Raw genomic sequence first — 19382 nt, 5'->3', positions numbered from 1 at the left:
GCAGAATTTAGAGGAATGAACCGAGAAGGTTCGGTTCTCCCGAGGAGGCCGCTCATGACCGCTCGCACCCCTGATGCCGAGCCGCTGCTGACCCCGGCTGAGGTCGCCACGATGTTCCGCGTCGACCCCAAGACGGTGACGCGCTGGGCAAAGGCTGGCAAGCTCACGTCGATTCGCACGCTCGGCGGGCACCGCCGCTACCGCGAGGCAGAGGTCCGCGCACTGCTCGCGGGCATTCCGCAGCAGCGCAGCGAGGCCTGAACAACTGAATAACCGGGCGTTCCGGGCCCCCCAGCCCTTTTCGCGCCCAACCTATAGCTCCATACGACGCGGGTCCTGCCCCAACAGGCCCACGCCTGCTCATGCTTCAAGGGTGCGTCGTCGATCGCGCTGGACTCCGCCGGGTCCAGCGCGATTTTTTTATGCGCGGATCCGTGCGGGTGGGGCGGTCCACCGGGGACGGCGCGTGGCTTTGTGGGCGGCCCTGTGGGTCCCTGATCGAGTGCCGGCGGCGTCTCCTGCCGGGGCGCGGGCGGGTGCTCGACGGGTCGTCGAGGAGGTCCGTCCGAGGGGTCCCGGGTGGATCTTCGGGAGTGCCCAGGAGGGCCCTGGGGGTAGTGCAATTGCACATATTAAATTGAGGTGTTGTAGGGCGGGTGTAAGAAACGCTGTTTCTAAAACTGGTCCCGTGACACCCGTCACACACTCGCACACTTGTTGCTGGCGCGGCCCTTGGGTTAGAGGGGATTCGCGTTGCGGTGTCCGCCGTGCTCCCCCCAGGCTCCCGGCAGTTGGGGTCGCCGTTCGGCGCCTTCGGTCAGGTGGTGGGGGGACTTTCGTCCTCCGGTGCCCCGTAGTCCTTCTCGGGGCCTCCTGTGGGCTCTCTGCCGTGCTCCAGGGCGAGGCGCAGGAGTTGGTGGCAGACGGGGCAGTGCCGGGTCAGATGGCGGTAGCCGGAGGCAGCGGAGAGGTGGGCGCGCAGCAGAGCGCGTGTCTCGTGCCGGGCGGATGCCGCCATGCGCCACCTCCGGGTCGGGAATCCCTTGCTGTCTGAGTACCGGGGGAGCGGGATGCCGTCAAGACGGCGGGGGACGGGGCGCGGAGGCACGGACGCGCGGGGCGGGGGTCTTGCGCACGTGCGCGCACAGAACTGAGGCCCACACCCTCTGCGAGGTGTGGGCCTCAGTTCTGTGCGCGGTCCTGACGGGATTTGCCGTGTCTGATCGCGGGCTGCGCGGCGGGCGCGGCCCGCGGGGTCGAGGGGTCGCACGACTCGGGTTGGGGGCACACGACTGAGGCCCGCACCCCTTGCGGGATACGGGCCTCAGTCTTATGTGCGGTCCTGACGGGATTTGAACCCGCGGCCTCCACCTTGACAGGGTGGCGAGCACTCCAAACTGCTCCACAGGACCTTGCTCGCGGCACTTGGTGTTGCTCTGTGCTGCGAGATGAGACTGTACAGCAGCGCAGGCCCGGCGGTCGAACTCACTTAACGTGCCGGGTCCGTTACGGCGCCGCGGCGTCGATCGCCTTCACGATCCGCTTGTCCGAGACCGGGTAGGCGGTGCCGAGCGCGTGGGCGAAGTAGCTGACCCGCAGCTCTTCCAGCATCCAGCGGATGTCCAGGACTTCCTGCGGCACGGGCCGCCCCTGCGGCATCTGTTCGAGCAGCCACGCGTACTCGTCCTGCATCTCGTGGACCTTCTCCATGCGCGACGTGTCCCGCTGGACGTTCGTCGGCATCTGGGTCAGGCGCCGGTCGGCGGCGACCAGGTAGCGCACCAGGTCGGGCAGGCGCCGCAGGCCCGTGTCCGTGACGAAGCCGGGGCGGATCAGGGCCGTCAACTGCGCCCGTACGTCCGTGAGGTTGGCGAGCAGCGTCGGGCTCTTCGTCGACTTCAGGCGGCGCTCGCAGGCCTGCCAGGCGGCGAGTACCTGCTGTACCTGGCCCACCGTTCGTACCGTCGTGTCGACGATCTCGGCGCGGACCTTGTCGTAGAGCTTGCGGTACGACTCCTCGTCCCAGGCGGGGCCGCCGAAGTCCGCGATGAGCTTGTCGCAGGAGGCCATGGCGCAGTCGTCGAAGAGCGCCTGGACCGAGCCGTGCGGGTTCGCGGACAGGGCGAGCTTCTGGGGGTTGGTCAGCTTGTCCGAGGCGAACTTGCCCGGGTTGACCGGGATGTTGCGCAGGATCAGCCGGCGCGTACCCCTCCACATGGCCTGCTGCTGCTCGGCCTCCGTGTCGAAGAGCCGGACCGAGACCGTGTCCCCGTCGTCGACCAGCGCCGGATACGCCTTGACGGGCTGGCCGGCGCGCCGGGTCTCGAAGACGCGGCTCAGCGTGCCGATCGTCCAGTCCGTGAGGCCCGAGCGCTCCACGGACTCGCCGCCCGAGCGCTCGGCGGTGGCCGCTGCCGCCTGCGAGATCGCCTTGCGGGCCTTCGGCTTGAGGCGCAGCTTGAGCGCCTCCAGGTCCTTGTCCTCGGCGAGGGTCCTGCGCCGCTCGTCGACGATCCTGAACGTGATCTTCAGGTGGTCGGGTACGCGGGACAGGTCGAAGTCGTCCGCCGTGACGGGGACGCCGACCATGCGCTGGAGCTCGCGGGCGAGCGTGGTGGGCAGGGGCTCCTGGAGGGGCACGGCCCGCTCCAGGAACGCCTTCGCGTAGTTCGGTGCCGGGACGTAGTGACGGCGCACCGGCTTCGGCAGGGAGCGGATCAGCTCGATCACGACCTCCTCGCGCAGGCCGGGGATCTGCCAGTCGAAGCCCTCGTCGGTGACCTGGTTGAGGACCTGGAGCGGGATGTGGACGGTCACGCCGTCCGCGTCCGCGCCCGGCTCGAACTGGTACGTCACCCGGAACTTCAGCGGCCCCTGGCGCCACGCGTCCGGATAGTCGTCCTTGGTGATGGCCTCCGCGGACTCGCGGATGAGCATCGAGCGCTCGAAGTCCAGGAGTTCGGGCTCGTCCCGCTTCTTGTGCTTCCACCAGCTGTCGAAGTGGGCACCCGAGACGACATGCTCCGGGACCCGCTGGTCGTAGAAGTCGAAGAGGGTCTCGTCGTCGACGACGATGTCGCGGCGGCGGGCGCGGTGCTCCAGCTCCTCGACCTCGGTGAGCAGCTTGCGGTTGTCCGAGAAGAACTTGTGGTGCGTGCGCCAGTCGCCCTCGACGAGCGCGTTCCTGATGAACAGCTCGCGGCTCACCTCGGGGTCGATGCGCCCGTAGTTCACCTTGCGCTGGGCGACGAGCGGGACGCCGTACAGCGTCACCTTCTCGTACGCCATCACGGCCGCCTGGTCCTTCTCCCAGTGCGGCTCGCTGTACGTGCGCTTCAGGAGGTGCTCGGCGAGGGGCTCGACCCACTCCGGCTCGATCCTCGCGTTGACGCGGGCCCACAGCCGCGACGTCTCGACGAGCTCGGCGGACATGATGAAGCGCGGGGGCTTCTTGAAGAGGGCGGAGCCGGGGAAGACGGCGAACTTGGCGTTGCGCGCGCCCAGGTACTCGTTCCGTCCGCCGCGCTGCTTGGGGTCCTTGTCCGTGGACTCCTTCACGTCCTTCATCCCGATGTGGGAGAGCAGGCCGGCGAGCAGCGAGATGTGCACCTGCTGGTCAGGGGCATCGTCCTCGCTCAGATGGATCCCCATCTGCTTGGCGACCGTCCGCAGCTGCGTATAGATGTCCTGCCACTCGCGGATGCGCAGGAAGTTCAGGTACTCCGACTTGCACATGCGGCGGAACGCGGACGAGCCGAGCGTCTTCTGCTGCTCGCGCACGTAGCGCCAGAGGTTGAGGAACGCCAGGAAGTCGGACGTCTCGTCCTTGAAGCGGGCGTGCTGCTGGTCCGCCTGCGCCTGCTTCTCGCTGGGGCGCTCGCGCGGGTCCTGGATGGACAGCGCGGCCGCGATCACCATGACCTCGCGCACACAGCCGTTCTTGTCGGCCTCCAGGACCATCCGGGCCAGGCGCGGGTCCACCGGCAGCTGGGCGAGCTTGCGGCCCTGCTCGGTGAGGCGCTTACGGACGTCCTTCTCCGCCGGGTTCAGCGCGCCCAGCTCCTGGAGAAGCTGCACGCCGTCGCGGATGTTGCGGTGGTCCGGCGGGTCGATGAAGGGGAACTTCTCGATGTCGCCGAGCCCGGCCGCGGTCATCTGGAGGATGACGGAGGCGAGATTCGTCCGCAGGATCTCCGCGTCCGTGAACTCGGGGCGGGCGAGGAAGTCGTCCTCCGAGTACAGGCGGATGCAGATGCCGTCCGACGTACGGCCGCAGCGGCCCTTGCGCTGGTTGGCGCTGGCCTGGCTGATCGCCTCGATGGGCAGGCGCTGCACCTTCGTGCGGTGCGAGTACCGCGAGATGCGGGCGGTGCCCGGGTCGATCACGTACTTGATGCCGGGGACGGTCAGGGACGTCTCCGCGACGTTCGTCGCGAGGACGATGCGGCGGACCGAGCCGGAGGGGCGCTGGAAGACGCGGTGTTGCTCCGCGTGCGACAGGCGGGCGTAGAGCGGCAGGACCTCGGTGAACCGGAACTTCTTCTTCTCCAGCGCGTCCGCCGTGTCGCGGATCTCGCGCTCGCCGGACAGGAAGACGAGGATGTCGCCCTTGCCCTCGCCCTGGAGCTCCTCGACGGCGTCCGTGATCGCGGTGATCTGGTCCCGGTCGGCCTCGTCGGAGTCCTCTTCGAGCAGGGGTCTGTAGCGCACCTCGACGGGATACGTACGGCCGCTGACCTCGACGATCGGGGCGTCCCCGAAGTGGCGCGAGAAGCGCTCGGGGTCGATCGTCGCGGAGGTGATGACGACCTTCAGGTCCGGGCGTTTGGGCAGCAGCTGCGCCAGATAGCCGAGCAGGAAGTCGATGTTCAGGGACCGCTCGTGGGCCTCGTCGATGATGATCGTGTCGTACGCGCGCAGCTCGCGGTCCGTCTGGATCTCGGCGAGCAGGATGCCGTCCGTCATCAGCTTCACGAACGTCGCGTCGGGGTTGACCTGGTCGGTGAAGCGGACCTTCCAGCCGACTGCCTCGCCCAGCGGGGTGTCCATCTCGTCCGCGATCCGCTCGGCGACCGTGCGGGCCGCGAGCCGGCGGGGCTGGGTGTGGCCGATCATGCCGCGCACGCCGCGGCCGAGCTCGAGACAGATCTTGGGGATCTGGGTCGTCTTGCCGGAGCCGGTCTCGCCCGCGACGATCACGACCTGGTGGTCGCGGATCGCGTCGGCGATCTCGTCCTTCTTCTGGCTGACGGGAAGCTGCTCGGGATACGTGACGTCGAGCGCCTCGTACCGGCCGCGGCGCTGCGCCGTGCGGGCCTCGGCCTTCTCGGCCTCCGCCTCGATCTCGGCGAGTACGGCGGCCCGGGCTTCGGGCTTGCGGATGCGGCGCGCGCCTTCGAGCCTGCGGCCGAGCCGGTGCGCATCGCGCAGGGACAGCTCGGACAGGCGCTGGGCGAGGGTGCCGAGGACGGGGGCAGGCTGCGTAGACATACGTCCTCCAGGATCTCACCTCGGAGAAACGGGTGGCGAATGGTTTTGAGGTGGGCCGGTTTCGGTGGAGATCTGGGCTGTTGGGGCTGAAGGTCCGTTATGTGTGTTTTAACGTGTCCGTATGCCGGAGCCGAGCGACGACGATCACGAGCACGGCGCCCACGGGCGGGTGCCCACGCGCGGGGAGCGCTGGGAGGACTTCAAGAAGTCGCCGTTCCTGCCCGCGACCGTCCTCGTGTTCATCCTGGCCGCCGCCGCGGGCCTGTTCGCGGGCTCGTACACCTACACGATGGCGAACCCGACGCCGCACCGGATTCCCGCGGCCGTGGTGGGCGCGGCGGACGCGACGCACGGCGGGGCGTTCCTGACCGGCATGGAGAAGGCGCTGAACGCGTCCCTCGAAGTGCACCCCTACGACAGCATCGCGGCGGCCGTCCAGGGCGTGGACCAGCAGAAGGTCTTCGCGATCCTCGACGTGCGGCAGGGTGACCGCGTCGCGCTCGAGGTCTCGAGTGCGTCCGGTGCCTCGGTCGCGCAGGTCCTCGCCGAGACCGCCCCCGAGGTCGGGGCCGGGCTCGGGGTCCCGGTCACCGTGACCGACATCAAGCCGCTCCAGAAGGGCGACCCGCGCGGCCTCGCGATCTTCTACATCTCGCTGGCCGCGGTCATCATCGGCTTCGTCGGAGCGATCCAGCTGAGCGTGCACGCGCGCGCCCTCGATCCGCTGGAGCGCATCGCGTACACGGTGGCGTACGCGCTGCCCGGGGCGTTCGTGATCGCGGCGGTCGTGGACTGGTGGCTGGGCGCGCTCGATCTGCCGTTCGCCGAGTCCTGGGCGATCCTCGCGCTGACGATGTTCACGTCGGGGATGGTCTTCACGATGTTCAACACGCTGTTCGGGCGCTGGGCGATGATCCCGACGTGGGGGCTGATGGTGCTCCTCGGCAACCCGTCGTCGGGCGGCGCGGTGTCGTGGCCGCTGCTGCCGTCGGTGCTCGGCCGCATCGGCCGGTGGCTCCCGCCGGGCGCGTCCGTGAACGCGCAGCACACGGCCGTGTACTTCGGCGGGTACCAGCACCTGTTCCCGTTCGTCGTCCTCGCGGCGTGGGCCCTCCTGTCGAGCACGATCTTCTGGGTCTGGCGTCACCGCCATCCGGGTGGCCGCACCACGGAACCGGCCCACGCGGTGGCGCCGGGGGCGTGAGCCTGTCGGGTGACTGCACCCGGACACGCCGAAAGCCCCGTCCGGGACAGGGCTTTCGGGAGGTGGTGGGGAAACGCAACAGGCCCCGTCCGGAGACGGGGCCTGAATCTTGTGGCTGGGGCCGGGATCGAACCGGCGACCTATCGCTTTTCAGGCGATCGCTCGTACCAACTGAGCTACCCAGCCACGCGGTTCGCGAACGAATCGCAGCGGTCCTGACGGGATTTGAACCCGCGGCCTCCACCTTGACAGGGTGGCGAGCACTCCAAACTGCTCCACAGGACCAAGCTGTTGTGCGACAAGTGTCGCACAGGGTGTTGCGTGCCCCCAACGGGATTCGAACCCGTGCTACCGCCTTGAAAGGGCGGCGTCCTGGGCCACTAGACGATGAGGGCTAATTGGCCCGCCTGGGCGCTTCGCAGCGCGTCGGGGACGTGAGAAGCATATGGGATGCGGGGAGGGATCGCCAAAACGGTTTAGGGAGAGGGCGCGGGCGAGCCCGTGGGCGGCGTCGGCGAGGGGGTCGCGCCCGGCTGGTTCTCCTTGGGCAGATGGCGGCTGACCTGTGCCGTCGTCAGGCCGAGGCCGCCCAGTTCGATCTCGTCCCAGGCCTGCAGGCGGCGGGTGTCGCGGTCCAGGTAGAGGATCGACGCCTGCACCGGGTCGGGGGAGGCGTCGTCGACGGCGCGCAGACCGCTGCCGCCGGTCGAGCCCTCGACGCGCAGCCGCGTGCCCAGCCTCATCACCTCGGTCTGCTCGTGATGGATGTGGCCCGCGAGGACCAGCGGGACCGTGCCGTCCGTCTCGCGGGCGGCCACCGGGTTGTGGGCGATCGCGATGTCCACCGGCGTGCCCGCCGCCCGCTGGTCGCGCAGCGCGGAGGCGAGCCGGATGCCCGCCATGCGCTCGGCCGGATCGCCCTGCGCCCTGACCGCCCGGTCCGGCGTGTACTGGGGGTCCCCGGTGCCGGCGAAGCGCAGCCCGGCGACGGTGACCGCCTTGCCGTTGTCGAGTACGCGGACGTTCTTGATGTGTTCGAGGTAGCGCTGGGTGGTCGCCGAGTCGTGGTTTCCGCGGACCCAGATGTACGGGGCGCCGAGGTCCTTGATCGGGTCGAGGAACGGGTTCTCGGCAGCCGAGCCGTGGTCCATCGTGTCGCCGGAGTCGACGATGACCGAGATGTCGTACTGCTCGACGAGCGAGGAGATGATCTTCCAGCTGGCCGGGTTCAGATGGATGTCCGAGACGTGCAGGACGCGGATCGTGGACGGGTCCGGCCGGTACGCGGGGAGCGTCGACGTCACGTCGTAGAGCTTCGTCACATTGGTCACCAGGCGCGCCAACTCCTTCTGGTAGACGTCGAATTCGGTGACGATCGAGCGTGCGCTGCCCACGACCGAGGGGGCCGAGGAGAGCAGGCCGGAGAACTTCGGCTCCAGAACCGAATTGGGGTTCCAGGTCGCGTACGCCGCCCCTCCCGAGGCCGCCAGGAGGGCGAGCGCGAGGCCGCCGGCGCCCAGTGCGCGGCTGGGGCGGCGGTAGACCGCGAGGCCGAGCGCGGTGGCGCCGGAGACGACGGCGACGCAGGAGCGCAGGGCGAGGTCGAGGGTGCCGTGCTCGACGTCGCGCGTGACCTCGTCCTGGAGGCCCGAGAGGCGCTCGGGGTGGTTGACCAGGGCCTCGGAGCGGACCGGGTCGAGGCGGTCGACGTCCACGTCGAGGCGGATGGGGGCCGTGTGCGACTTCAGCTCCAGGGAGCCGAGCGGCGAGACGTTGATCTTCGTGCCGCCGGTCAGGGACGGGCGCAGCGTCATCCGCGTGTCCATCGGGCCCACCGGGACACGGACGTTCCCCACGGCGAGCAGGCCGAGCCACGCGCCCATGAGGACGACGGCCGCGAGGCCCAGGGCGCGGAGGTACGGGCGGGGCTGGGGGGCGAGATCGCCGGTGGGGCGCAGGCGGCGGGCGCGATGGTGGCGGCCGACCGCGGAGGGGATGTTCCGCAGGGCGGACAGGGCGGCGACAGCGGGGGCGCGGGCCATTGGTCCCGTATGCCCATGGGGATGGTCCCGTATGCCCGGACGGACAGGCCGATCTGCGGGCGGGTGGCCGACAATGGCCGTGTGCTGGAGATGACGCGCGAGGAGTTCGAGGAACTGGTCGCCGAAGCCCTGGACCGGATTCCGCCGGAGCTGACGCGGCTCATGGACAACGTGGCGGTGTTCGTCGAGGACGAGCCCCCCGCCGAGGACCCTGAGCTGCTCGGCCTCTACGAAGGGACGCCGCTGACCGACCGGGGCGAGTGGTACGCGGGCGTGCTGCCCGACCGCATCACCATCTACCGGGGACCCACGCTGCGGATGTGCGAGGCCCGCGAGGACGTCGTCCGGGAGACGGAGATCACCGTGGTCCACGAGATCGCCCACCACTTCGGGATCGACGACGCGCGGCTGCACGCCCTCGGATACGGGTGACGGCCGGGCCGTGAGGGGCGTGTCCTCTTGCGGGGGACGGGAGTTGGGAACGGTGACGTCGATTTTCCGGCGGTTCGTTCCCGTTCCGGCTTCAGCCCCAGCTTTTCAGCGCCCCGGAGGTGCTCGCCCGTGCGCCAGCTGCCCGTACCCCCTCGTCCGGCTCGTCTGGTTCGACTGGCCGCGACGGTGGTGGCCGTCACGGCGGCGACCGCCGGCTGCATGAGCGTCGCCCACGACGGGGGCGGGCCCGCTCCGTCGCACTCGGCGGGGCGGCACGGCGGGCGGGCGGCCCCGGACGGCGGCGCGGTGGTCCCCGGGGGCGGCGGGGCGCGGGCGGGCGGCCGGGAGGGCGCGGACGGGGCGCCGTCGGCGGGGGCGAGCGGCTCCGCGGCCGAAGCGGCCTCGGGTGCCGCCTCGCCCTCCGCGAGCGTCACCAAGGGCGGGCCGAAGGGTCCGGTGAAGCCGTCGGCGAGCGGGCGGACCACGCCGCCGTCCCGGCCGACCCCGACGCACACCCCGCCGGACACGCCCACGCCGACCCAGGACACCCCCACGCCGACGCCCGACCCGACCACCGCGGAGCCCTCGTCGTCGGCGCACGAGCAGGCGTCGGCCCGGGTGCGGATCGTCCGGGAGCCGGCGCCGCAGGCGGGGATGCCTGCGTAAGAGTGACCTCGGGGCGGATGTGAGCGGGGTCTCAGGGGATCGGTTTGCGCTGGAGGGTGGTGGGTGACTATGGTGGTAGATCGTTTGATCCCATTTGCCCGGCGCCGTTAAGAGAGCGCCGCGTGGCGCGTTCTCTCCCCAGCCGTGGCTGGACCGCATTGAGGCGGTCGATTGCGAAATTCACGGAGTTGACGGGCGCGTGCCGAGACTCCGGAAGGTTTCGCATTTCGCATGTCCATTTCCAGTTCTGACCACTCCGTCATGCCCGAGAACGACGAGGCCGTGCAGGTTCTCGCCGTCGACGAGGACGTGACTGCCGTTGCCGTCGGAGAGGCCGCTGTCAGCGCCTCGGCCGATGCCGACACCGACAACGACACCCCTGCCGAGCCCACGCTGACCTTCGGCGACCTCGGTCTGCCCGAGGGCATCGTCCGCAAGCTCGCGCAGAACGGCGTGACCGCGCCGTTCCCGATCCAGGCCGCGACCATCCCGGACGCCCTGGCCGGCAAGGACATCCTCGGCCGTGGCCGCACCGGCTCCGGCAAGACCCTCTCCTTCGGTCTGCCGACCCTGGCGCGCCTCGCCGGCGGTCACACCGAGAAGAAGAAGCCCCGCGCGGTCATCCTGACCCCGACCCGCGAGCTGGCGATGCAGGTCGCCGACGCCCTCCAGCCCTACGGCGACGTCCTCGGCCTGAAGATGAAGGTCGTCTGCGGCGGTACGTCCATGGGCAACCAGATCTACGCCCTCGAGCGCGGCGTCGACGTCCTCGTCGCCACCCCGGGCCGTCTGCGCGACATCATCAACCGCGGCGCCTGCTCGCTCGCGAACGTCGAGATCGCCGTTCTGGACGAGGCCGACCAGATGTCCGACCTGGGCTTCCTGCCCGAGGTCACCGAGCTGCTCGACCAGGTCCCGGCCGACGGCCAGCGCATGCTGTTCTCGGCCACGATGGAGAACGAGATCTCCACGCTGGTCAAGCGCTACCTGAACAACCCGGTCACGCACGAGGTCGACGCCGCCCAGGGCGCCGTCACGACCATGACCCACCACATCCTGATCGTGAAGCCCAAGGACAAGGCGCCGGTCACCGCCGCGATCGCCTCCCGCAAGGGCCGCACGATCATCTTCGTCCGCACCCAGCTGGGCGCCGACCGCATCGCCGAGCAGCTCCAGGACGCCGGTGTGAAGGCCGACGCGCTGCACGGCGGCATGACGCAGGGCTCTCGTACCCGCGTCCTCGCCGACTTCAAGGACGGCTACGTCAACACGCTCGTCGCCACCGACGTCGCCGCCCGCGGTATCCACGTCGACGGCATCGACCTGGTCCTGAACGTGGACCCGGCCGGTGACCACAAGGACTACCTGCACCGCTCGGGCCGTACCGCGCGTGCCGGCAAGTCCGGTGTCGTCGTCTCCCTGTCGCTGCCGCACCAGCGCCGCCAGATCTTCCGCCTCATGGAGGACGCGGGCGTCGACGCCTCGCGCCACATCATCCAGGGCGGTGCGGCCTTCGACCCGGAGGTCGCCGAGATCACCGGTGCCCGGTCCATGACCGAGGTCCAGGCCGAGTCGGCGGGCAACGCCGCGCAGCAGGCCGAGCGTGAGGTCACCTCCCTCACCAAGGAGCTGGAGCGTGCCACGCGCCGCGCCGGCGAGCTGCGCGAGGAGGCCGACCGCCTCACCGCGCGTGCCGCCCGTGAGCGTGGCGAGGACGCCGAGGGTGTCGCCGCCGCCGTCGCCGCCGCTGCCGAGAAGGCCGCCGAGGCGTCCGTCCCGGAGCAGGCCGCCGCGCCGGCCGAGCGCCAGGAGCGTTCGTCCTCGTACGAGCAGCGCCCGCAGCGCCGTGACGAGCGGGGCAACTACGAGAAGCGCGACCGTCGCGACGACCGTCCGTCGGGCGGCTTCAACCGTGACCGCCGTGACAACGACCGTGGTGGCTTCCGTCGCGACGACCGTCCGTCCGGTGGCTTCAACCGTGACCGTCGTGACAACGACCGTCCGTCCGGTGGCTTCCGCCGCGACAACGACCGTCCGTCCGGCGGCTTCAACCGTGACCGTCGTGACGACCGTCCCTCCGGTGGCGGCTTCAACCGCGACCGTCGTGACGACCGCGGTGGCCGTTCCTTCGAGCGTCGCGACGACCGTCCGTCCGGTGGCTTCCGCCGCGACAACGACCGTCCGTCCGGCGGCTTCAACCGTGACCGTCGTGACGACCGTCCCTCCGGTGGCGGCTTCAACCGCGACCGTCGTGACGAGCGCCCCTCGGGCGGCGGCTTCCGTCGTGACGACCGCCCCTCCGGCGGCCACCGCGGCAGCGACCGTCCGTTCAACCGTGACCGTCGTGACGACCGTCCCGCCGGCGGCGGCTTCCGCGCCGGTGGCCACGACCGTCCGTACGGCCGCCGTGACGACCACCGCGGTGCGGGCTCCGGCTCGACCGGTGGTTCCTCGTTCCGCCGCGACGAGAAGCCGCGCTGGAAGCGCAACGGCTGACGGTCGCAAGGCTGAACGGCCTGACGGCTTGAGCTGAGAAGGGCCCGGGAGACGATCACGTCTCCCGGGCCCTTCCTTCTTTTCCGCCCCCGTACCGGCGTTCACCCCCGGGCATTATTTGGCCAAGGCCCGCGCATGCCCCGCCCCCGGCACGGGAATCGCTGGGGGCATGACAAGTGACCCAGCGGCGCAGCAACCGCCGCCTTCGACCGACGAGGAACGACTCGCCCAGCTGGGCTACACGCAGGTCCTCGCCCGCAGGATGTCGGCGTTCTCCAACTACGCCGTCTCCTTCACGATCATCTCGGTGCTCTCCGGGTGCCTGACGATGTATCTGTTCGGCATGAACACCGGCGGCCCCGCCCTGATCACCTGGGGATGGGTCGGGGTCGGGCTGATGACGCTGTTCGTCGGGCTCGCGATGGCGGAGATCTGCTCGGCGTACCCGACCTCCGCCGGCCTCTACTTCTGGGCTCACCGGCTCGCGCCCGAGCGGACGGCCGCCGCGTGGGCGTGGTTCACGGGCTGGTTCAACGTCCTCGGACAGGTCGCGGTGACCGCCGGCATCGACTTCGGCGCCGCGTCCTTCCTCGGCGCGTATCTGAACCTCCAGTTCGACTTCGAGGTGACGCCGGGGCGGACGATCCTGCTGTTCGCGGCGATCCTCGTGCTGCACGGGCTCCTCAACACCTTCGGCGTGCGCATCGTCGGGCTGCTCAACAGCGTCAGTGTCTGGTGGCACGTCGTCGGCGTCGCCGTCATCGTCGGCGCGCTCGCCTTCGCGCCGGACAGCCACCAGTCCGCGTCCTTCGTCTTCACGAAGTTCGTCAACAACACCGGCTGGGGCAGTGGGTTCTACGTCGTCCTGATCGGACTGCTGATGGCCCAGTACACGTTCACCGGCTACGACGCCTCCGCGCACATGACCGAGGAGACCCACGACGCGTCCACCGCGGGGCCGAAGGGCATCGTGCGCTCCATCTGGACGTCCTGGATCGCCGGGTTCGTGCTGCTGCTCGGCTTCACCTTCGCCATCCAGTCGTACCAGGGAGCCCTCGGCTCGGCCACGGGTGCGCCGCCCGCGCAGATCCTGCTCGACGCGCTCGGGGCGACGGCCGGGAAGCTGCTGCTGCTCGTCGTCATCGGCGCGCAGCTCTTCTGCGGTATGGCCTCCGTCACGGCCAACAGCCGTATGATCTACGCCTTTTCGCGCGACGGCGCGCTGCCGTACTCGCACGTCTGGCACACCGTCAGCCCGCGCACCCGCACCCCCGTGGCCGCGGTGTGGCTGGCCGCGCTCGGTGCCCTCGTGCTCGGTCTGCCGTACCTCATCAACGTCACCGCGTACGCGGCCGTGACCTCGATCGCCGTCATCGGCCTGTACATCGCGTACGTCGTCCCGACCCTGCTGCGGCTGCGCAAGGGCGACGCCTTCGAGCGCGGGCCCTGGCACCTGGGCAGGTGGTCGCGGCCGATCGGGATCGTGGCCGTGGTGTGGGTCGCCGTCATCACGGTCCTGTTCATGCTCCCGCAGGTCTCGCCGGTCACGTGGGAGACGTTCAACTACGCCCCGATCGCGGTCCTTGTGGTCCTCGGGTTCGCCGGTGTGTGGTGGCTGGTGTCGGCCCGGCACTGGTTCCTCAACCCGGAGCACGCGCGGACCGTCGCCCGTGAGGCGGGGCGCGTGGGAGCGCCGGAACCGGTCGATCCGTGAGCGGTGGGCGCGCCGTCCGGCCGCCCTTGTGACCTCCGACAGGCCGTGGAGGCCGATACCCGATCGGCCTCCCGGCCCCGGCGGGCTATGCTCGGGGATGCGTCGGCGCGGGTCGGCGCGTGGACCCTTAGCTCAATTGGCAGAGCAGTGGACTTTTAATCCATTGGTTGTGGGTTCGAGTCCCACAGGGTCTACCGCGTGAACAGCGGCCCGGACGGCTTCGGCCGGCCGGGCCGCTGCGCTGTTCCCGCCGAACTCCGTTGCCCCTCACGCCTGCCGCACGTACCGCCGCTTCACCGCCGTCAGCGCGACCGCGTACAGGGCGAGGACCGCCGCGAGGAGCGCGTAGTACACGGGCGGCAGGGGAGTCATGCCGAGCGGGTGGGCGGCGGGGGTCAGTGGCAGCACGACGCCGACGACGGCCAGGGACGCGACCGCCCAGCGGACCGGGCCCGGGGTGCGCGGGGCGCGGCCGGTGCGCAGGAGCAGCATCACCAGAGCCTGCGTCAGGAGGTTCTCGGTGAACCAGCCCGAGTGGAACGCCGCCTCGTCGGCCGGGCCCGCCGTGGAGTGCAGGGCGAGCGCGAGGACGCCGAAGGTCGCGAGGTCGGCGGCGGCGTTGAGGACGCCGAACCCGGTGATGAACCGCAGGAAGTCGCGCGGGCGCAGCGTCGTGGGGCGGCGCAGGGCGGCGGCCGCCGGGCGGTCGAAGGCGAACGACAGCTGGGCCGCGTCGAAGCACAGGTTCTGGGCGAGCACCTGTGCCGGGAGCATCGGCAGGAACGGCAGCAGGAGGCCCGCCGACAGCATCGCGATCACGTTGCCGAGGTTCGAGGAGAGCGTGACGCGCAGGTACGTCGCGATGTTGCCGCTGCTGTGACGGCCCGCGGCGATCGCGTGGCCGATCGCGGTGAGGTCCTTGCCCGGCCGGTCGGCGGGCTGCGCGAGCACGATGTCCGCCGCGTCGCGCGCCGCCGCGACCGCGTCGCGCGGGCAGATCCCGACGTCGGCGGCGCGCAGCGCGGGCAGGTCGTTCACGCCGTCGCCGAGGAAGCCGACGGTCGTCTCCCCGCCGGCGCGCAGGGCGGTGACGATGCGGGCCTTGTGGGCGGGGGCGCAGCGGGCGAAGAGGGTGGTGCGGCGGGCGAGGTGGGCCAGTTCCTCGTCCGTGAGCGCGTCGAGGGCGTCCGCGGTGTGGATCTCGCCGGGGGCGAGGCCCAGATCGCGCAGGGCGCGGGCCGCGGTGCCGGGGTGGTCGCCGGTGATGACCTTGACCGTGACGCCACGCTCGCCCAGATCGCGCAGAGCCCGCGCGGCGGTCGGCACGAGGGCGTCGGTGAAGGCGACGAAGCCGGTGAAGGTGAGGCCGCGTTCGTCGGCGGTGCCTCCCCCACCGTCTGAAGGGCGCGGGAGGACCCCCGGGTGGTGCCGGGCGGGGCGTTCGGCGGTCGCCACCGCGAGGAGCCGCAGCCCGTCGCCGGACATGTCCGCGGCCCGGGCGAGCAGGCTCGCGCGCTCGGCGTCGTCGAGGGCACACCGCTCCAGGACGTTCTCCACGGAGCCTTTGACGGCGAGGGTGACGGTGCCGAGCGTGCCGGGCCGCCGGACGACGGCGGTGGCGAGGCGGCGTACGGGGTCGAAGGGCAGGGCGGTGACGCCGTCGTACGCCTCGGTGAAGGCCGGGTCCGTCGCGAGCGCCTGCGTGACGACCGCCTCGTCGAGCGCGTCCACGGTCGGCAGGTCGGCGAGCTGGAGCGTCCACCAGGCGGAGACGGCGGCCCAGTGCAGGGCATCGGGGTCGGTGCGGGCCGGGTCGACGGCCGGGCGGTCCTGGGTGAGGGTGCCCGTCTTGTCGACGCAGAGGATGTCGACGGCGCCGATGTCGTGCAGCGCGGGGAGCCGTCTGACGATGACGCCGTGGGTGCGGGCGAGCAGCGCGGAGCCGCGGGCGAGCGCCGTCGTGACGATGACCGGCAGCATCTCCGGGGTGAGGCCGACGGCCACCGCCACGGCGAACGGCAGGGTCTCCAGGCCCCGGCCGCGCAGCGCGGCGCCGGCCATCAGGACCAGCGGCGGCGTCAGCAGCATGAAGCGGATCAGGGTCCAGGAGATGCCGTGCACCGAGCGGTCGAACGCGCTCGCCCCGCGCTCCGCGCCGATCGTGCGGTGGGCGGCGGCGAAGCGGGTGTCGGCGCCCGTCGCGAGCACCACGGCGCTCGCGCTCCCGGAGGCCACGCTGCCGCCCTGGAAGCACAGATGGGCCGACTCACCGTCCGCGGGCAGGTCCACGGGACGCTTGTCGGCCGGCACGGACTCCCCGGTGAACGCCGCCTGTTGCACGGTCAGGCCCTGCGCCCGCAGGAGGCGTACGTCGGCGGGGATCAGGTCGCCGGGGCCGAGCCGCACCACGTCGCCGGGCACCAACTGGCTTACGGGGAGCTCGTGTCCGGCCGGTGAGGCGGTCTCGTCGTCGCTGGGGCGGCGCAGCACGGTCGCCGTCGTCGCGACCAGCTCGCGCAGGCCCGCCATGGCGCTGTCGGCGCGGCGCTCGCCCGCGGAGCGCAGGCAGCAGCTGACGGCGACCAGGACGAGGATCACGCAGGCGGTGCCCCAGGCGGCGACGGTCGCGGAGACGAGTCCGAGGCAGAGCAGGACGACGGTGAACGGGTCGCGCAGGCTGCGGGCGGCGAGCCGGGGCCAGGACAGGGGGCGCGTGCCCGGCACGACGTTCTCGCCGTGCAGGACCAGGCGCCGCTCGGCCTCCGCCTCGGTGAGGCCGCGCGGGCCGCTGTCGAGGGAGCGCAGGACCTGGAGGGTCGTACGGCCTGAGGGCGGGGCGGCGACGCCGGCCGGGGCGGTGTCGGTCACTTTCGGGCGCCGTCAGGGCTTCTCGGGTGTCGGCACCGTCGTCTTCTCCCGTTCATCGGACCGCGAAAGGCTCTCCGGCAGAGAGTTCGGGCCTTCAGTTTAGAGGCGGAACTTTTGCCGCTCCCCACTAGTTTCTACAGCGCTGTAGAAGATCAGTACACGCCGAACGAGGAGAGTCATGGCCCTGTGGGATCGCTTCAAGGAGTCCGCGTCGACGATGCAGACGCAGCTCATGGCGAAGAAGAACGACCTGAAGAGCGGCGCCTTCCGTGACGCGAGCATGGCGATGTGCGCGCTGGTCGCCGCGGCCGACAGGAACGTCGACCCGGCCGAGCGCAGCCGCGTGGCCCAGCTCATCTCCACGAACGAGGTGCTGCAGAACTTCCCGGCGGACCAGCTCCAGAGCCGCTTCGACGCGAACCTGAACAAGCTGACCGCCGACTTCGACTTCGGCAAGGTCAGCGTTCTCCAGGAGATCGCCAAGGCGAAGAAGAAGCCCGCCGAGGCGCGCGCGGTCGTCCAGATCGGCATCGTCATCGGCGGCGCCGACGGCGACTTCGACAAGACCGAGCAGGCCGTCGTCCGCGAGGCCTGCCTGATGCTCGACCTGCCGCCGCACGAGTTCGACCTGTAAGGGAATACACCGAAGGCCCGGAACCATTGGTTCCGGGCCTTCGGCCTTCAGTAGCGGGGACAGGATTTGAACCTGCGACCTCTGGGTTATGAGCCCAGCGAGCTACCGAGCTGCTCCACCCCGCGTCGGTAAACACGACTCTACGCCATTGCGGCGACAGAACGCGAATCGGTTGCCCAGGGTTCCGTGATCCGCCGCCCGGGACCCCTTTCACCCGGTCGGTCCCACCAGGTCGCCCGCCGTCTGCCCGCGGGCAACCCTGGGGTGGGGCCGATGACGTGCGCAGGCGCGGGACCAAGGCGGACGGTGGCGGGAGACGAGTGGTGGGGCAGCGAGGAGGGCACGGACGAGGGACGGAGCAGCGTCTGTCCCGGGCCCGGTTCTTCGTACGCCTGGTGCCCGTGCTGCTCATCGTCGCCGGGGCGATCTACGACTACGTCACGCCGTCGACGTTCACCGGCGTGCCCCTGTTCACCGCCGCCCCGCTCGTCGCGGCCCCGTTCTTCTCGCCCCGCGGCACCTTCCTGACCGGCCTCGCGACCGTCGCCGTCGTACTCGGGGTGCATCTCCGGTACACCCGCAGTTACGACACCGACGCCATCACCGAACTCGTCACGGTCGTCACCGTCGCCGTACTCGCCTGCGTCATGAACCGCATCGTGCGGCGCGGCAGCGAGCAGCTCACCTCCGTGCGCCAGATCGCCGAGGCGGCCCAGCGCGCCGTCCTGCCCGAGCCCGCCGAGCGCATCGGCGGCCTGGAGATCGCGGCCCGGTACGAGGCCGCCCAGGAGGGGGCCTTCATCGGGGGCGATCTGTACGCGGTGCAGGACACCCCGCACGGTGTGCGGCTCGTCGTGGGCGACGTACGGGGGAAGGGCATGGGCGCGGTGTCCGCCGTGGCCGTCGTCATCGGTGCCTTCCGGGAGGCGGCCGAGCAGGAGGCGACCTTGGAGGCGGTCGCGCAGCGCCTGGAGCGGGCGCTCGCGCGGGAAGGGCTGCGGCGCAACGGCCTCGACGAGTTCGAGGGCTTCACCACGGCCGTGCTCGCCGAGATCCCGCACGGCAACGGCCTCGTACGCGTCATCAACCGCGGCCACCCGGAACCCCTGCTCCTGGGCGGCGACGGGGCGCTCAAGGTCCTGTCGGCGCCGGAGCCCGCGCTGCCGCTCGGGATGGGGGACCTCGGCACCTGGCCCGACCGCGCGTCCGAGTCGGAGTTCCCGAGCGGGGCGACACTGCTGCTCCACACCGACGGCCTCTCGGAGGCCCGCGACGCGCAGGGCACCTTCTACGACCCGGCGGCGCGGCTCGCGGGGCGGATGTTCCCGGGGCCCGATCCGCTGCTGGCCGCGCTCACCGCCGAGGTCCGCCGGCACACCGGGGGCGGCACGACGGACGACATGGCACTGCTCGCGGTGAGGCGGCCGTGAAGCAGCCGTGAAGCAGCGGTGAGTGCCGTCATCACCTTGTGTAGTCGAACAGCGCCACTGCGCATAACATTTGACAAACCGTCAGGTGAATCGCCTGTTCCGGCTGCGGGTCAACTCGCCCGATTCCGCCCGCTCGTGCCCCGTTAAGTCCAGGCCAAAGGCGTTAACGATCAGTCGGAACGGCTTGGAATCGGGCCCCGGTGTCTATTAACGTTCGATAACGCAGCGCGGTCGTCCCAGCCGTCACAAGAGATGGCTCCGTGCGCACGCGCCTAATCCCGCAAGGGAGCCGGGGAACCACCAACTTGGGGTGAATCGGACGTCTTTCCTTGCGGAAGGCGTCGGTAGGAGACCTTCCTGCTCCGAACCCGTCAGCTAACCCGGTAGGCGAGAAGGAAGGAAAGGA

12 protein-coding genes, 6 tRNA genes and 1 riboswitch are annotated in these 19382 nt (G+C 70.8%); of the genes, 9 read left to right on the top strand and 9 right to left on the bottom strand.

What is annotated here, in order from left to right:
- The first annotated feature begins 54 nt into the window (after window positions 1-54).
- Window positions 55-261, top strand: a complete 207-nt coding sequence (gene bldC / locus LGI35_RS22360) for a developmental transcriptional regulator BldC (protein WP_003949541.1) — start codon at window positions 55-57, stop codon at window positions 259-261.
- A 556-nt stretch (window positions 262-817) separates the two neighbouring features.
- On the opposite strand, the gene LGI35_RS22355 is transcribed toward bldC, so the two are convergent.
- From LGI35_RS22355 to hrpA, 3 genes are all read right to left on the bottom strand, one after another.
- Window positions 818-1018 carry a DUF6274 family protein gene (locus LGI35_RS22355; RefSeq protein WP_227295798.1) on the bottom strand — a complete coding sequence of 67 codons (201 nt, stop codon included), beginning with the start codon at window positions 1016-1018 and terminating at the stop codon, window positions 818-820.
- A gap of 319 nt (window positions 1019-1337) precedes the next feature.
- A tRNA-Asp gene (locus LGI35_RS22350) sits at window positions 1338-1412 on the bottom strand.
- 94 nt (window positions 1413-1506) lie between these two features.
- On the bottom strand, window positions 1507-5490 hold the full coding sequence (hrpA, locus tag LGI35_RS22345; RefSeq protein ID WP_227295797.1) for an ATP-dependent RNA helicase HrpA: 3984 nt from the start codon (window positions 5488-5490) through the stop codon (window positions 1507-1509).
- A 121-nt stretch (window positions 5491-5611) separates the two neighbouring features.
- Between hrpA and LGI35_RS22340 the strand changes: the two genes are divergently transcribed.
- Window positions 5612-6694: an ABC-2 transporter permease gene (locus LGI35_RS22340; protein ID WP_227295795.1), complete on the top strand. Its 1083-nt coding sequence runs from the start codon at window positions 5612-5614 to the stop codon at window positions 6692-6694.
- A gap of 112 nt (window positions 6695-6806) precedes the next feature.
- Here LGI35_RS22340 and LGI35_RS22335 read toward each other — a convergent pair.
- From LGI35_RS22335 to LGI35_RS22320, 4 genes are all read right to left on the bottom strand, one after another.
- Window positions 6807-6880: transfer RNA gene (locus tag LGI35_RS22335), tRNA-Phe, on the bottom strand.
- A 24-nt stretch (window positions 6881-6904) separates the two neighbouring features.
- A tRNA-Asp gene (locus tag LGI35_RS22330) sits at window positions 6905-6979 on the bottom strand.
- Window positions 6980-7016: 37 nt separating this feature from the next.
- A tRNA-Glu gene (locus tag LGI35_RS22325) sits at window positions 7017-7089 on the bottom strand.
- A gap of 81 nt (window positions 7090-7170) precedes the next feature.
- Complete coding sequence (locus LGI35_RS22320; RefSeq protein WP_227295793.1) at window positions 7171-8736, bottom strand: metallophosphoesterase family protein; 1566 nt, start codon at window positions 8734-8736, stop codon at window positions 7171-7173.
- A gap of 81 nt (window positions 8737-8817) precedes the next feature.
- Here LGI35_RS22320 and LGI35_RS22315 point away from each other — a divergent pair, with 81 nt between their 5' ends.
- From LGI35_RS22315 to LGI35_RS22295, 5 genes are all read left to right on the top strand, one after another.
- Window positions 8818-9168: a metallopeptidase family protein gene (locus LGI35_RS22315; RefSeq protein WP_206302105.1), complete on the top strand. Its 351-nt coding sequence runs from the start codon at window positions 8818-8820 to the stop codon at window positions 9166-9168.
- A gap of 129 nt (window positions 9169-9297) precedes the next feature.
- Window positions 9298-9834, top strand: a complete 537-nt coding sequence (locus tag LGI35_RS22310) for a hypothetical protein (RefSeq protein ID WP_227295792.1) — start codon at window positions 9298-9300, stop codon at window positions 9832-9834.
- A gap of 231 nt (window positions 9835-10065) precedes the next feature.
- Window positions 10066-12330 carry a DEAD/DEAH box helicase gene (locus LGI35_RS22305; RefSeq protein ID WP_227295790.1) on the top strand — a complete coding sequence of 755 codons (2265 nt, stop codon included), beginning with the start codon at window positions 10066-10068 and terminating at the stop codon, window positions 12328-12330.
- A 169-nt stretch (window positions 12331-12499) separates the two neighbouring features.
- The gene (locus LGI35_RS22300) at window positions 12500-14044 is read left to right on the top strand and encodes an amino acid permease (RefSeq protein WP_227295788.1); all 1545 of its coding nucleotides are present in this window, start codon (window positions 12500-12502) and stop codon (window positions 14042-14044) included.
- Between the two features lie 121 nt (window positions 14045-14165).
- Window positions 14166-14238 (top strand) — tRNA-Lys (locus LGI35_RS22295).
- A gap of 73 nt (window positions 14239-14311) precedes the next feature.
- Here LGI35_RS22295 and mgtA read toward each other — a convergent pair.
- A complete protein-coding gene (mgtA, locus tag LGI35_RS22290) occupies window positions 14312-16912 on the bottom strand; it encodes a magnesium-translocating P-type ATPase (RefSeq protein ID WP_227295785.1) in 2601 nt (866 codons plus the stop codon).
- A 178-nt stretch (window positions 16913-17090) separates the two neighbouring features.
- Here mgtA and LGI35_RS22285 point away from each other — a divergent pair, with 178 nt between their 5' ends.
- Entirely contained in the window at window positions 17091-17546 is a 456-nt protein-coding gene (locus LGI35_RS22285; protein ID WP_227295784.1) for a tellurite resistance TerB family protein, read from the top strand.
- 51 nt (window positions 17547-17597) lie between these two features.
- Here the strand turns inward: LGI35_RS22285 and LGI35_RS22280 are convergent.
- Window positions 17598-17671, bottom strand: a tRNA-Met gene (locus LGI35_RS22280).
- A gap of 198 nt (window positions 17672-17869) precedes the next feature.
- Between LGI35_RS22280 and LGI35_RS22275 the strand changes: the two genes are divergently transcribed.
- Window positions 17870-18976 carry a PP2C family protein-serine/threonine phosphatase gene (locus LGI35_RS22275; protein WP_227295782.1) on the top strand — a complete coding sequence of 369 codons (1107 nt, stop codon included), beginning with the start codon at window positions 17870-17872 and terminating at the stop codon, window positions 18974-18976.
- Between the two features lie 259 nt (window positions 18977-19235).
- A riboswitch (cyclic di-AMP (ydaO/yuaA leader) is annotated at window positions 19236-19381 on the top strand.
- The last annotated feature ends 1 nt before the right edge of the window (window position 19382 follow it).

The organism is Streptomyces longhuiensis (assembly GCF_020616555.1).
GTDB classification, from domain to species: domain Bacteria; phylum Actinomycetota; class Actinomycetes; order Streptomycetales; family Streptomycetaceae; genus Streptomyces; species Streptomyces longhuiensis.
Note: the sequence above shows the minus strand (reverse complement) of the source record. Positions and strands in the feature narration are given on the sequence as shown.